We start from the raw sequence: 14,046 nt of genomic DNA, 5'->3' as shown, positions 1-14,046 counted from the left end.
GACAAGGGCGACAAGGGCGATCCGGGTGAACCTGGCGCTGATGGCGCTCCAGGTGAGCCAGGTCCTCCGGGTGAGCAAGGCCCTCCGGGTCCGGCAGGTATCCCTGACACCGGTGGCATTGATCCCATCCAGCTGGCTCAGGCACACCACGTCGCCATCTCGATAGATGGTGGCGATAAGGCAGATGCTTCGGCTGGCATCCCACACACTATGCGGGTCGGCGAAGAGAGTATGATTGTAGCCGTTGCCGGTGCGCAGAGCGGGAGAGCCCTTGATGCTATCCCGGTTACGATAGCCATTACCAAGAATGCTGACGACGCCATTACCCTGGAAGACGGCGTGATCACAGCCGCCGGGGTCGGTTCGGCCGAAATCACGGCTGCGTCAGAATTGGCCGGTATCGCCGGTAAGCTCAAAGTCACCGTTACCAAGCCTATCGATACGATCGTTTTCATGATTGGTGAAGATGACGATGCCACTGAGGCGCCTAGTTCACTCAACTTGGCCGCTGGCGAGATGTATGTAAATGAAATAACTGCCGTGGCCCATGATGAAGACGGCGAAGTAATCGCACCACGTTCTGATTGGTCCTGGTCGAGTTCCGACAAGTCCGTTGCCGCTGTCGAGCAAAAGAAGGATGCTATGAAGAAGCTGGTGATGATGGGTGCCATCGGCACGATCACCGGCAAGGGTCCCGGCGACGCCGAGATTATGGCGACGGTGGAAGACGTGAGTGGCAGTATTGCTGTCAACGTCACAGGTCAGAGCATCACGAGAGTTATTGATCCCAGTGCCTCGAACAATGGCAACGAGTTTGTTTGGGATCAAGGGTTGGATACGCCCGCTTATACCGAAGCTGGTGCACCAGTCGCAGGAACTCTTTTTGATGTCAATCTCCGGGATATAGTTTCAAATGATCTTATCACGGCCTGGACATTGGCGGTCACCCCTGCCGCGCCTGAGGATGGAACCGCTGCCGCTAACATGGGTGTAGGAGCTACGGGCGCTGACGCAAACGCCGATGGTACTATCACCGTGACGGTTGTACCTCCAACCTCTGTTGGTACTGGTGTAGCAGTAGGCACATATCAAACTTTCGTATCCTTGAAGGCTACAGGAGCGAGAGAGGCGCGTCTGAGGTTTACCGTGAAGGTAATAGACTCGACGCCAGACGACGGTTAATCGGGATAATCCGGGTCCCGTAGACAGGGCGCTGACAGAGTCCTGCGGTGAGATGGGGTGCCTTCCCGGGCGCCCCATCAAACCAAGTTTCGAGTGACCCCCGGAAGTTATCCCGACAGGGCAAGCATCATCGTAGCAGATCCGCCCTGCATTTGTCTCGGTCATTTCGTTACAACTTCCCGTTCGCCCTGAGTAGGAGCCATCGGCCACTGAAAAGGGCGATCGGTCCCAATAAAAAGAAAAGCCCCGTTGCAGGTACGGGGCTTTTCTGCGTTCAACGATCTTTGCTGGTCCAACATCCTCGTTTTCTCATATCCGCTGTATCCAATCCTGTTTCACGTCCTCGACCTACCCGACGTACCCAACCATACCCATAGCAAACATTAGCGCGTAGTGCCCATCTGCTTCCAGCTTCAGACGACGAAGCCAGCCGCTCACTTACGCTCGGTCTATTCATATTTATATGGAGTTAAATCACAAAAAAAACATAAACGATCACTTAGTAGTTGACCCGTACCGAAAACCATGCGTACTTTACTATCAAAAAAGTTAACGAAATGGCAAGAGGGAGACTGGCGTGAATGGTTAACGTGCTCCGCATTCTACCGCTACACCCGATCGTATCCGTTCCTGGGAAAGGTCGTCCCGGCCCTGCGGCACCGGGATCGATCCTGAAAACTCACCCGTCCGAAATACGTTGAACCACTCCATTTATATCACAATAACAAACATTTCAGGATTTGACAGGAGTTAGTATACTGGATCCTCTCTGTCTCGTCCGAATTAAGGTAAACAGCGATCTCTCCCCCATGGGAGTGTGTCGGAATTCTTGTATTGAGTAAGTACGATGCAACAAAACATCTCCTTACAGCATGCCCTGGACAACAAGGCCGATCGATCATCCGTCGATGTCGCAAGGTTGCTGGAAGCCAGCATCGCGCCGAACACGGCGAAGGCGTACGGTGATGCATTGCGCAAGTTGTTCGAATACCTGGATGGGCAGCCGTTGACCGACACTACCCTGGCCGGCTATCTGGCGTACCTGTATACCCGGGGACTTGCACCGGCCTCTGTAACCGTAGTGGTGCAGGCCGTCCGTTTCTGGGAGAAGCTGGATCGACGGCCGTCGAGCGTGGGGCCGTTGACGAGCCGGACGCTGGCCGGAATCCGTCGCGAAGGTAGAAACCGGGGCCGCGGCCAGGTAACGGGATTGACCCGCGAGACGGTCAAGATCATGGTGCAGAACGCCGTCGCCACCGACACCCTGGCCGGACTGCGTGACGCTGCGCTGTTTCGTGTAATGAGCGATGCCCTGTTGAGGATCGGGGAAGCCGTCGCCATCGACTGCGAGCACATCACCACCGAGTTCGACGGAAGTGGGCGGCTCCTGTTGCTTCAAAGCAAGACCGACCAGGAGGGGAAGGGCGCCAGCCTCTTTCTGACCGCCCGGACCGTCGAAACCATCCAGCAGTTGCAGCAGAAAGCCGGTTACACGGAGGGGCCTCTCTTTCGCCGGATGCTGAAGGGCGACCGGATGAGCGATGCCCGGCTGACGGTGGACGGCGCCCGGCTGGCTATCAAGGCCGCCGCGGAGCTGGTCGGCATCAAGGGCGTGAGCGGGCACAGTCTTCGCATCGGAACTGCCCAGGAACTCGCGCAGCGCGGCGCGACCCTGGTGGAATTGCAGAACGCCGGACGCTGGACCGACAGCCAGATGCCCGCGCACTACACCCGCGAGCAGGCCGCGGGCAAGGGCGCCGTAGCCCGACTACTGGGGATTGACTGAAAGCAGTTTGGCCAGCCCGTCTACGGTGGTCACGGGCTGCTGGCACACGAACTGTTCGCAGACGTAGGCCGTGGTCGCGCCGTCGATCTGCGGCCGGTTGGCAAGGAGCGGGATAAGTTCTCCGGCACGGCTGTCGTCCCCGGACGGATCGTGCAGGGCCACGACCTTGTTCGGCAGGAACGTGCCGTCTATCAGGTCCAGCATCGCCCGCGTGGCGGCGTCCTCCCTGGCGCCGACCAGGGCGATCTCCACAGGCTTGTCGAGATACCAGGAGAGTCCGCACAGTAACTGGCCGAAGCCCCCGGGCGCCGCGCCCATGTAATCCGTGAAGAGCGACAGGGTCTGCCCGGCCCGGTCCCGGTATTCGTTCCGGCCGGTGAACGCGGCCAGCCGGAGCAGGTTCTGCACGCTCACCGCGTTGCCCGAGGGAATGGCGTTGTCGTAGGGATTCTTGGACCGGACGATGAGCGTCTCGTGGTCGTCGCTGGTGAAGAAGAACCCGCCGTCCTCCGGATCCCAGAACCGCTCGATCGTTGTATTCATGAGCGCCTCTGCTTGGACGAACCAGGCCGGGTCGAAGGTCGCCTCGTAGAGGTCGAGGAGCGCGGAAACCGTGAAGGCGTAGTCGTCCAGGTAGCCGTTGAACCGTGCGCGGCCGTCCTTGAACGTATGCATGAGCCGTCCGTCCTCGTGCAGCGCGTCCAGGACGAACCCCATCGAATCCGCCGCCGCGTCGAGCCAGGCCGGTTCGCCGAAGACGCGGCTCGCGCGGGCCAGGCTGCCGGCCATCAACCCGTTCCAGTCCGTCATGATCTTCTCGTCCCGGCCGGGATGCACGCGTTGCTCGCGGTGATCGAAGAGGGTCCGGCGTCCTTCCGACACGATCGTCCGCAGTTCCTCCGGGGCCACCCGCAGGTGGGCGGCCAGCGGTTCCAGGCCGACGTCCACGTGCAGGACACTGGTCCCGTGTTCGAAGTTGCCCCCTTCTTCCACGCCGTAGTACCGGGCGAAGAGGCGGCCCTGCTCATTCCCCAGGATCGCCTTGATCTCGTCCGGCGTCCATACGAAGAACCGGCCTTCCTCGCCCTCGCTGTCCGCGTCCTGGGTCGCGTAGAAGCCGCCGCCGGGCTGCAGCATCTCGCGGATCACGTAGGACGCCGTCTCCGAAACGACCTTGCGGAACAGGGGTTCTCCGGTGGCCTGGAACGCCTCGGTATAGGTCCGCAGGAGCAGCGCGTTGTCGTAGAGCATCTTCTCGAAGTGGGGGATCAGCCATTTCGCGTCGACGGAATAGCGATGGAATCCGCCGCCCAGGTGGTCGTAGATGCCTCCGTTGCCCATCTTCGACAGGGAATGGACGGCCATGTCGAGAGCCGACTGCCGCCCGGACCGGAGGTGCTCGCGCAGCAGGAAGGACAGCGTCATGGACGGGGGGAACTTGGGCTGCGTGCCGAAACCGCCGTTGGTGGCGTCATAGGACGCGGCGATCCCGGTGAAGGCCTTGTCGAGCAGCCCCGTTTCCAGGGTCTCGTTGCTTGAGGTGAACCCGGCCAGCTCGACGAGACGAGATTTAAGCTTTTCGCCCTGTTCCTCGGCGTCGGACCGGCGTTCCCGGTAGAACTGAGCCACGGCCTCCAGGATGCGAGGAAACCCGGGCCGGCCGTACCGGTCGTCCGGGGGGAAATAGGTGCCACCGTAGAAGGGTTTCAGGCCAGGCGTGAGGAAGACGGTCATGGGCCAGCCGCCGCTGCCCGTCATGGCGGTGACGGCGTTCATGTAGATCTCGTCCAGGTCGGGCCGTTCCTCCCGGTCCACCTTGACGTTGACGAAGAGCCGGTTCATGATCTCCGCCGTCTCATCGTTCTCGAAGGACTCGTGGGCCATGACGTGGCACCAGTGGCACGCGGAGTAGCCGATGGACAGCATCACGGGTTTGTCTTCGGACCGGGCTTTCTCCAGGGCTTCTTCGCCCCAGGGATACCAGTCCACGGGATTGTGGGCGTGCTGCCTCAGGTAGGGGCTGGTTTCGTGGGCCAGCCGGTTGGCCTGCTGTTCGTTCTCGTGCGCTGCGTTCAATTTACACCAACCCTTCTTTGACCATGCGTTCCAGGACGAAATCACCGGCGTCGATGGGAAACTCCAGGACGCATCGCCGCGCGGAGGACTCGAAGATGCCCATGATGGTCTCCAGGGCTACGCGGGCGATCTTCGCCTCGCAGCGGTGGGTGCCGCGGCCTTCGACGGCGGAGACCAGTTCCTCCAGCTCGCCGCAGACATTGGAGTAGGTCTCTTCCAGTTGCGGTACGTGCCATCCGTCCGAACGGTAGCTGGACAGCATCTTCAACGTCGGCCCGTCGGGACTGTTCACCTCGATGATGCCATCGGACCCGATGATCCGGAAGGAGAAGGACTGGCTCGCCCGTTCGCCCAGTTCGATGAATCCCACGACGCCGTTTTCGTAGCCGACCCGCCCGATCGCCATGTCTTCGGCCGGCATGTCCGGATGGTTTCGCCGTCCTTCGATCCGGCTGCGGCGGTCGATCTGGCCCATAACCCACCGGGGCGGGCTGTCGCCGTTCAGGTAGCTGATCAGGTCGATGACGTGGGTGCCGTTGTTCATCAGGTCGAGGGTGCAGTGGCCCCAGATCATGGCGACCTGTCCGATTTCTCCGGCCTGGACCCATGCGCGCGCCTGTACGGCCTGGGGCGAAAAACGGTGGGCGTGGCCGATGGCGAGGGCGGCGCCGGCTTTCTCGCAGGCCGCGATCATCCGGTCGGCCTCGTCCAGGGAGACGGCCATGGGTTTCTCGCAAAGGATGCCCTTCGCGCCGTTTTCCGCCGCCGCGATCGTGGCTTCGCAGTGTCCGCGGGGCCAGGTGCATACGCTCACCAGGTCGAGTTGCTCCCGCTCCAGCATTTCACAATGGTCCGTATACAGCCGGATGCCGTGTTCCCGGGCGAGACGCTGCGCCTTCTCCCCTTCCGGATGAATGTCCGAACCCGCGATCAGTTCGATCTCGGCGTTTTCCACGTGGCGGTATCCGTCCGCGTGAGCGGTGGCGATACCGCCGCAACCGATGAAGCCTGCCCGGTACTTGTTCATGTTATCATGACCGCAGTATAGGACGCGTCAGGCAGGTCGGCCCGCCGCTGCCCGCGTAGCAGATATGATCGCCGTCAAATGTTTCGACCCGGCAGCCGGCCTTCCGCATGCGGTCCACCGTAACCGGATTACCGCTTCGCACGATGACGTGGCGGGGTCCTACGGCCAGCACGTTGCAGCCGAGACTGTCGTACTCCTCGTCCGGCACCGCCACGAGGCCGATGCCCAGGGCAGCCAGCATCTCCCGGAAGGGGATGGGCAGCAGCCGTTCGTAGACGACTGCAAGGTCCGTATCCAACAGGCTGATGACGGACATCAGGTGCAGCACCGCGCCCGGACCGTCCCAGTGGACCATGGGGACGGCCACCACGTCGATGCCCCGCGGCTGCAGCAGTTCCTGAAACTGCCGGATTCCTTCGCCATTGGTGCGATAGGTCAGCCCGATGACGGCCAGGTTGTCCCTGAGCCAGACCACGTCGCCCCCTTCGACGCTGCCGGGCGGTTCGATGCGCCCCGCCACGGGGATGTCCGCTTCGGCGAACCAGTCCGCCAGGGCGTCCGGCTCTTTCATGCGGGCGTCCTTGCCCATGCGGCCCAGGATCACGCCCTGGTCGGTCACCGAGGCCACGGGATCGTGGGTATAGAGGGCGTCCAGTCCCGTCCGGCCGTCTGCCGGCAGGCACGCCACTTCGGCGCCCGCCGCTTCGAGTAGGGAAGTGAACCGCCGGTGTTCGTCCACCGCGCGGCCATAATCCGGCCTGGCCAGGTAGTCCAGGGACTGCCACTGGCCGTCGATCCGTTCCTGGCTTTCGAAGGCTTCTTCCGGGCGCTTGACCAGCACCCGCTTCAACGGGCGGATCATGGACTGGCAACCGTAGGCATTCATGGGGAACGTTTCCCGGAGAGGAGGGCTTCGGTTTCTTCTTCGTTCAGTATTTCGACACCGAGGGATTGTGCCTTCTTCAGCTTGGAACCGGCGTTTTCGCCGGCGACCAGGTAGTCCGTCTTCCTGCTCACGCTGGACGTTACCCGCCCGCCCGCGGCTTCGATCCGGCCTGCCATCTCATCCCTGGTGTAGTTCGACAGCGTTCCCGTGATGACGACGATCTTGTCCGCCAGCGCCTGGGAGTCTGTGCCGCTTTCAACACCGCTATCCGTGCCGTCTTCCGCACCGGCGCCCGGTGCTTCCAGTTCCATGCGGAGGCCGGCATCCTTGAGTTTCGCGACGATCTCGAGGTTCCGTTCGTTCCGGAAGAAAGAGACAATGCTTTCGGCGATCTTCGGACCGATCTCCGGAACGGCGACCAGTTCCTCCTCCGAAGCCGCCTTGATGGTTTCGATGGAGCGGAAGCGCTCGGCGACCTGCCGGGCGGCCCGCTCGCCCACGTGGGGGATGCCCAGGCTGAAGAGGAGGCGATCGAGGGGGCGGTCCTTGCTGGCCTCGATGCCCTGCAGCAGGTTGCCGGCGGATTTCTCGCCCATGCGCTCCAGCGTCCCGAGCTGCTCGCGGGTCAGGCGGTAGATGTCGCCCACGTCCCCGATCAGGCCATTCCCCAGGATTTGCTCGGTGACCGCCGGACCGAGCCCTTCGATGTCCATGGCGTTCCGGCCGGTAAAATGGGTGACGCGCGCCTGCGTCTGGGCCGGACAGGCCGCGTTCCCGCAACGCCACGCCACCTCTTCGCCCACCCGCACGAGCGCGGTTTCGCACACCGGACAGGCCGTCGGCATCTCGAAGGGCGTCGACCCGTCCTCCCGCTCGTTCAGGTCGGCCGAAACGACCTTGGGGATGACGTCCCCGCCTTTTTCGATCCACACGGTGTCGCCGACGCGCAGGTCCTTGCGGTGGATCTCTTCCTCGTTGTGAAGCGTGGCCCGGCTGATCGTCGAGCCGGCCAGGAAGACCGGCTCGAGCTCGGCTACCGGGGTTACCACGCCGGTGCGGCCGACCTGGAGCCGGATGTCCGTGAGACGCGTCCTGGCCCGTTGTGCGGCGAACTTGCTGGCGATAGCCCAGCGAGGGCTCTTCATCGTGGCGCCGAGTTCGCCGTGCAGTGAGGTGGAATCCACCTTGATGACCATGCCGTCGATGTCGTAGGACAGTGAGGCCCGCCGTTCCTCCCAGTCATGGCAGAAACCGATCACCTCGTCTATGGCTCCGAAACGCCGGGCTTTCCGGTTGGTCGGAAACCCCTGGCCGGCCAGCCAGCGCAGCCGATGATAGTGGCTGTCCAGGTCGGGCCGGACCGCGAGCGCGCCGGCTTCGTCCTCGAAACGCAGCGTGTAGAGAAACACCCTCAGGGGCCGCTCGGCGACGCCGCGGGGATCGCGGAGTTTCAGCGAGCCCGACGTGGCGTTGCGGGGGTTCGCGAAGAGCGGCTCCTCCCGTTCCGCGCGGGAGGCGTTCAGCGCCTCGAACCCGTCGTGGGGCAGATACACTTCGCCCCGCACCTCGATGTTGTTGAGCAGGGGGTCTTCTTCGGCAATGCGCAGGGGGATGGACCGGATCGTCCGCAGGTTCGCCGTGATGTCGTCGCCCTGCTCGCCGTCCCCCCGCGTGGCGCCCAGGGCCAGCGCGCCGTTCTCGTAGCGCAGGCTGACGGCCACGCCGTCGATCTTCAGTTCGACCGCGTAGGCGTACGCCCGATCCGGACCCAGCAGGTCGCGGATGCGGCGGTCGAAGTCCCGGATCTCCTCATCGTTGTACGTGTTCCCGATGGAGAGCATGGGCACGGGATGCCGGACGACGGGAAAGGTAGCGGAGGGTTCCCCCCCGACGCGCTGGGTGGGCGAGTCGGGGGTGATCAGGTCGGGGTGGGCCGATTCCAGGTCCTGCAGCTCGGCCACCAGCATGTCGTAGTCGTAATCGCTGATGACCGGGTCGTCGAGTACGAAGTACCGGTGATCGTGCGACCGGATGTCCCGGCGCAGGACTTCAATGCGTTCGGCAGGCGACATGGGATCCGCGGGCTTTAGCTGACCGGTGCGGGCGACCCTAACCGGTGCGGGCGACGCTCGACCGCGATGGCTTTCTGGCGCGTCGGATTTCCTCGCGCTTCTTGGCTATCCAGTTCTGCCACCAGACCACGATGGGGCTGGCGATGAAAATCGAGGAATAGGTTCCGGTGATGACACCGAAGGTCAGCGCCAGGGCGAATCCCCAGTTGGTCGACGTGCTGCCGGCCAGCAGGAAGACCAGGACCAGGAGGACGGTGAGCGACGTCATCATGGTCCGGTTCAGGCATTCGTTGATGCTGCGGTCCACTACGCCCGAAAACCCTTCCGTCCGGGTTCGGCCCAGGCTTTCCCTGATGCGGTCGTAGACCACGATGGTGTCGTTCGTAGAATACCCCACGACGGTCAGCAGGGCCGCCACGACCGCCATGGTGAGTTCCTCGCCCACGAGGGTGAGCATGGCCAGCACGATGAGCACGTCGTGGATCAGCGCGACGATCGTCCCGATCCCGAACCGGAACCCGTTGACCTGGCGGAACCGAATGGTGATGTAGAGGACAATGCCGATGATGGAGGCTCCCACGGCGCCCATGGCGTCGACCGTGAGTTCTTTGCCGATCTTCGGGCTGACGTTGTATTCCTGCCGCAGCCAGTCGTCTTCATTGCCCTTGAGGTTCTCGGGGAACTGTTCACGGAGCGTCGTCTTGACGGCGGATGCGATCTGCTGCTCGTTCCATTCGCTGTCGGCCGCCCGGATCAGGATGTTGTCCTCCTCGCCGATCATCTTGATCTCGCTCTGGCTCAGGTCGACGGCCTGGTTCTCGATGGTGGCGTTACCCAGGGCGCCGCGTATGTCCTGTACCGGCACCGGCGGATCGAACTGCAGCTCGATCAGCGACCCGCTCTGAAAGTCCACGCCCCAGTTCACCCCGCCGCGCACGACGATGGTCCCCAGGCCGACCACGATCACGCACCAGGTGATGACGAAGGCCACTTTGCCGAACCGCATGAATCCGAAGAACAGGCGCCCGAAGGGATCGGTCCGGCCGATGCTGACCTGGACGAGCTGCCACCGGTCGATGAGCGCGTCGAAGAGGGACCGCGTGATGAAGATGGCCGTGAACATGCTGATCAGGATACCGAAACCCAGCGTCACGGCGAATCCCTTGATGGGTCCGGTGCCGAACTCGTACAGGGCAAAAGCGGTGATCAGGGTGGTGATATTGGCGTCCACGATGGTGCGGAGCGCGTTCCCGTAGCCGCTGTCCACGGACTGCCGGATCGTCTTCCCTCCGGCCCTGAGCTCCTCCTTGATCCGTTCGAAGATGAGGATGTTGGCGTCCACCGACATGCCCATGGTCAGGATGATTCCCGCGATGCCCGGCAGCGTCAGCGTCGCCTGGAAAGCGCCGAGGACGGCCAGCAGGAAGAGGAGGTTCAGGATCAGGGCGAAATTGGCGATGAAGCCGGCCGTCCGGTAATACACCGCCATGAAGATCATGACGGCGATGAGGCCCAGGATCGACGCCCACTTGCCGGAGTTGATGGCGTCCTCGCCCAGGGACGGCCCCACGACGTACTTGCTGATGATCTCCATGGGCGCGGGCAGGGCGCCTGCGCGCAACACGATGGAGAGGTCCCTGGCCTCCTCCAGCGAGTTGATGCCGGTGATCTCGCCCCGGCCGTTGGGGATGCGTCCCTGGATGACCGGCGCGGAGAACACCCGGCCGTCCAGCACGATTGCCAGGCGCCGGCCGATGTTGTTTCCCGTGACGCGGGAGAAGGTCCTCGCGCCGTCGTCCGTGGTCGTAAATCCCACCGACGCCACGCCCATGCTGCCGATATCGGAGCCTGAACCGGTCTGCGGGAAGGCGTCCGCCAGTACGGCGCCGGTCAGTTCCGGCTGGGCGTTCATGTAGTAGTAGGACCTGACGCGCTGCCCGCTGGCCGTCGTCCGCACCACGCCGGCCCGGATCTCCGCGCCGGCCGGTATGAAGCTCTGCACCTGGGGTTGTGCCAGGATTTCGTCTACGCGGGCGGTATTGCTCGCCGGTACGATGATCTCGTTGTCGGAGAGGTCGATCAAAGACAGGAAGGGGTTGCGTTCCGCCGTGACGTTCGCTTCGGGAATCAGGGCGCTCGTATCCGCCGGGACGCTCGTGGTATCGCGGGCTGCCAGCAGGGCGTCGATGCGCTCGACGACCGAACGAAGCTCGCTGCCTTCGCGCAGCAGCCTGAACTCCAGCTGGGCGGTCTGGTTGATCAGCGTCATGGCCCGGTCGATGTCCCTGAGCCCCGGCAGCTCGACGATGATGCGGTCTTCGCCCTCCTGCTGGATGATCGGTTCGGTGACGCCGAATTCGTTGACGCGGTTCGAGATGACCTGCATCGCCCGTTCCACGACGTCTACGGCTTCCTCCTCCGGCAGGTTGGACTTGTCCACCTCGAGCTTGATGTGCACGCCGCCCTGGAGGTCGAGACCCTGGCGGATGGACTGGTCCTGGAGCAGGTCGCGTTCGGCCTTGGTGAGATTCAGTTCCTTGAGCTGCGCCCGGTCCGCTTCGGTCAGGAGCGGATCCGCATCGATCGCATCGATCTGTTCCGGGGTAAGGGCGTTCTGAACGGGGGCGTATTGCCAGTAGTCAGATGTTCTTACGGAAGGATAGACGTACCAAAGTGCGGTGAAGATTACAACGAGAATAAGAACGATACGTACCTGTTTCCACTGCATGCAACCCGGCTCCTAAGCAGGCGAAGGCGGGTTGCCTGACTGCCTGCCACCCGCCTTCGTTTCTGCGATGCGTATAGATGATTCAAGCTGTTCGATGGGAATCTGGTCGTTAGTCTCTCAGGGCGAACAGCACGTTCTGGCCGGCGAAGTTATCCGGCACGAGCAGTTCGATGGATACCCGGTCGCCCGAGGGATGGAATGCGACGACATAGTCCTGGCCGTCCCTGAAGGTGCGCGGGAAAACGTCCACCTTCTTGATACTGTCCAGCGATGGGAAGGCCGAGCGTTCGATCGTGAGTACCGTGCCTTCACGCAGGTCCTGGGACTGGGAAAAATCCACGCCGGAGAGTGATTCCACGCGGGGGCCGCCGAAGAACGGATCCTTGATGACCATCGAGTCTTTCCAGTGGTCCATGGTGTTCACGGCGAAGAAAATGGAGTTCAGCTTCATCTCGGCCGCAAGCTTCGCCTGTTCCTCCATGTCCCGCTGTGCCAGCGCCTCGTCGCGGGCGTCGGTCAGCATCGCGATCTGTCCATTGAGGCGCTCTTCTTCGCTGCGCAGGAACACGATCCGCTCTTCGAGCATGTCCTTGACCTGGCCCAGCGAATCGGCGATGAAAGCCGCCCGTGCCTCGGCCGCGTCGCGCTCGTCGGTCAGCGTCGCGATGGTACGGTTGATGCGCGCCCTGGCGATGCGTTGCGCGCGGCCCGGCGACATGTCGGACGTGCCCTGCGTCACGTAGGTTCCGAGGATGCCGTCCTTGTAAAGCAACCAGATCTGGTTGCCGACGTTCAGGTCCTCCACCAACGCGGTCTGCTCAACCACGTCGCGGGCTTCGGCCGTCGATAGGCCGTGATTCTCCATGAGGTACTGCAGGGCGACCTGGATGTGGGAGTCGCCGCGCTCAACCGTATAAGGCGCGGGCAGATCGTCTCGAAGGTCCTGCATCTGCTGCTGCAGCTCCGCGACCTCGCCCCGGGTATCGATGATCTCCTGCACGAGACCGCGGTACGAAACGTCCTCCTCGCCGGCCAGCATTTCGTTCAAGACGGCTTCGTGTTCGGGATTCAGCGCCATATTGGTCAACGATTCCGCATCGACCTGCCTCTCGGGATTAGATGCGATGAACGTCGATATCGTCGTCTGGATCTCTTCCTGCTTGGCGCGGATTTCCTGCTCTGTCTCGTTCAACCGCTCCACGAGTTCCTCGAAGTTCGCAGGTTCGGTTGCGCATCCCATGACCAGGGTCATGGTCAGCAGTACGAATATACCTCGCATTGGATTCCTCCGTTTAAGAGTTTCGCCGTTGAATCACCTTGATTCACGGCATATGTAGATTTCAGATCGTCCACAATTATAACCCCAAAACCAAAATCTGTCAAGTATACTCGGTCACTGCATCGAACTTAATCGGGCCCTCCTTATACTATTTGTTACCCGGCGAAACCCGTCCAGAACGGGAGGTGAGCCAGCGATTACGGAACGCCTCTCCGGTCAGCTCGGATACCTTCGTTTCATCTCCGCGACGGACGCGCGCACCAGTCTTTCCAGCACGTCCAGGTCCACGTCGGCCAGCTTGTTGACGTACAGGCAGGACTTGCCGGTCTTGTGCTTGCCCAGGCGGGAAAGCAACTCGTCAGATTCTTCGAACCCGGTCATGATGTAAATCGACAGGTTCTGTTTGCGCGGCGAGAATCCCACGACGGGCCAGTCGGCTTCCTGTCCGCTCGCGTACCGGTAGTGGTAGCTTCCGTACCCCACGATCGACGGTCCCCACATCACGGGTTCTTCGCCCGTCACCCTTTGCATGAGTTCCAGTAATGTACGCGCGTCCTCGCGCCTGCGCGGATGGTCCACCGCGTCAATGAATGCTTCGACGCTCGCGTCGGTGGGCCGGGTCTTGAGATCGGACAAGGTTTCTGTCTCCGTGGACTAAATGGCCGGTGGTCGACCTTGATCATCATCCATGTGGTCGAGGAGCGCGGCCGAGTCGTTCAGGTCCACCCCGGGCATGACCCCTGTCCCGTGGAACACCCGCAGGTTGACCGGGGGCCGTTTCGCGTTGCGGCGGCGTGACAGGGAGTCTTGTAGCGCGTCATGGATGACGGCGGTCAGCGTCCTGCCGGTACGTGCCGCGATGTTCTTCAGTTCCGCGTGCAGGTTGTCGTCGATGTGAATCGTAATGCGCATGCATAAACATATCCATTCTACTTGTTCATGTCATTTAGAATTCTGTGCCACGACAGTAAAGTCCCCACCGTCCGGACGGTCTGACGCAGTCACAATAC

Annotated in this window: 9 protein-coding genes and 1 pseudogene; 2 read left to right on the top strand and 8 right to left on the bottom strand. The window is 62.3% G+C overall.

Translation table 11 applies throughout. From position 1 onward, the window contains the following. Together F4Z81_07080 and F4Z81_07075 are read left to right on the top strand one after the other, a co-directional pair. Positions 1–90 (top strand): annotated as a pseudogene (locus F4Z81_07080) (collagen-like protein). A 1,939-nt stretch (positions 91–2,029) separates the two neighbouring features. Then, a complete protein-coding gene (locus F4Z81_07075) occupies positions 2,030–2,968 on the top strand; it encodes a tyrosine-type recombinase/integrase (GenBank protein MXW04816.1) in 939 nt (312 codons plus the stop codon). Here the strand turns inward: F4Z81_07075 and F4Z81_07070 are convergent. The 8 genes from F4Z81_07070 to F4Z81_07035 form a co-directional block, all read right to left on the bottom strand. Further along, positions 2,951–5,044 carry a thioredoxin domain-containing protein gene (locus F4Z81_07070; GenBank protein ID MXW04815.1) on the bottom strand — a complete coding sequence of 698 codons (2,094 nt, stop codon included), beginning with the start codon at positions 5,042–5,044 and terminating at the stop codon, positions 2,951–2,953. The genes F4Z81_07075 and F4Z81_07070 overlap by 18 nt on opposite strands. Position 5,045: 1 nt before the next feature. After that, positions 5,046–6,071, bottom strand: coding sequence for a Gfo/Idh/MocA family oxidoreductase (locus F4Z81_07065; protein MXW04814.1), 1,026 nt, complete (start codon positions 6,069–6,071; stop codon positions 5,046–5,048). Between the two features lie 4 nt (positions 6,072–6,075). Beyond that, positions 6,076–6,957 (bottom strand): hypothetical protein, encoded by an 882-nt coding sequence (locus tag F4Z81_07060; GenBank protein ID MXW04813.1) that lies wholly within the window; start codon positions 6,955–6,957, stop codon positions 6,076–6,078. Further along, positions 6,954–9,029 (bottom strand): NAD-dependent DNA ligase LigA, encoded by a 2,076-nt coding sequence (ligA, locus tag F4Z81_07055; GenBank protein ID MXW04812.1) that lies wholly within the window; start codon positions 9,027–9,029, stop codon positions 6,954–6,956. The genes F4Z81_07060 and ligA overlap by 4 nt, the downstream gene beginning before the upstream one ends. A 37-nt stretch (positions 9,030–9,066) precedes the next feature. Continuing rightward, positions 9,067–11,757, bottom strand: coding sequence for a protein translocase subunit SecD (gene secD, locus F4Z81_07050; GenBank protein ID MXW04811.1), 2,691 nt, complete (start codon positions 11,755–11,757; stop codon positions 9,067–9,069). Positions 11,758–11,866: 109 nt separating this feature from the next. After that, positions 11,867–13,036: a hypothetical protein gene (locus tag F4Z81_07045; protein ID MXW04810.1), complete on the bottom strand. Its 1,170-nt coding sequence runs from the start codon at positions 13,034–13,036 to the stop codon at positions 11,867–11,869. Between the two features lie 216 nt (positions 13,037–13,252). After that, positions 13,253–13,672 carry a DUF1801 domain-containing protein gene (locus F4Z81_07040; protein ID MXW04809.1) on the bottom strand — a complete coding sequence of 140 codons (420 nt, stop codon included), beginning with the start codon at positions 13,670–13,672 and terminating at the stop codon, positions 13,253–13,255. An 18-nt stretch (positions 13,673–13,690) separates the two neighbouring features. Next, complete coding sequence (locus F4Z81_07035) at positions 13,691–13,948, bottom strand: CopG family transcriptional regulator (protein ID MXW04808.1); 258 nt, start codon at positions 13,946–13,948, stop codon at positions 13,691–13,693. Between the last annotated feature and the right edge of the window lie 98 nt (positions 13,949–14,046).

This window comes from Gemmatimonadota bacterium (assembly GCA_009835325.1).
In the GTDB taxonomy this organism is placed as follows: Bacteria; JAAXHH01; JAAXHH01; order JAAXHH01; family JAAXHH01; genus JAAXHH01.
This window is presented reverse-complemented; position numbering and strand designations above follow the sequence as displayed.

Coding starts and splice junctions, on each gene's coding strand:
- F4Z81_07075 (MXW04816.1), top strand. CDS start 2,030: ATGCAACAAAACATCTCCTTACAGCATGCCCTGGACAACAAGGCCGAT.
- F4Z81_07065 (MXW04814.1), bottom strand. CDS start 6,071: ATGAACAAGTACCGGGCAGGCTTCATCGGTTGCGGCGGTATCGCCACC.
- F4Z81_07060 (MXW04813.1), bottom strand. CDS start 6,957: ATGAATGCCTACGGTTGCCAGTCCATGATCCGCCCGTTGAAGCGGGTG.
- ligA (MXW04812.1), bottom strand. CDS start 9,029: ATGTCGCCTGCCGAACGCATTGAAGTCCTGCGCCGGGACATCCGGTCG.
- secD (MXW04811.1), bottom strand. CDS start 11,757: ATGCAGTGGAAACAGGTACGTATCGTTCTTATTCTCGTTGTAATCTTC.
- F4Z81_07045 (MXW04810.1), bottom strand. CDS start 13,036: ATGCGAGGTATATTCGTACTGCTGACCATGACCCTGGTCATGGGATGC.
- F4Z81_07035 (MXW04808.1), bottom strand. CDS start 13,948: ATGCGCATTACGATTCACATCGACGACAACCTGCACGCGGAACTGAAG.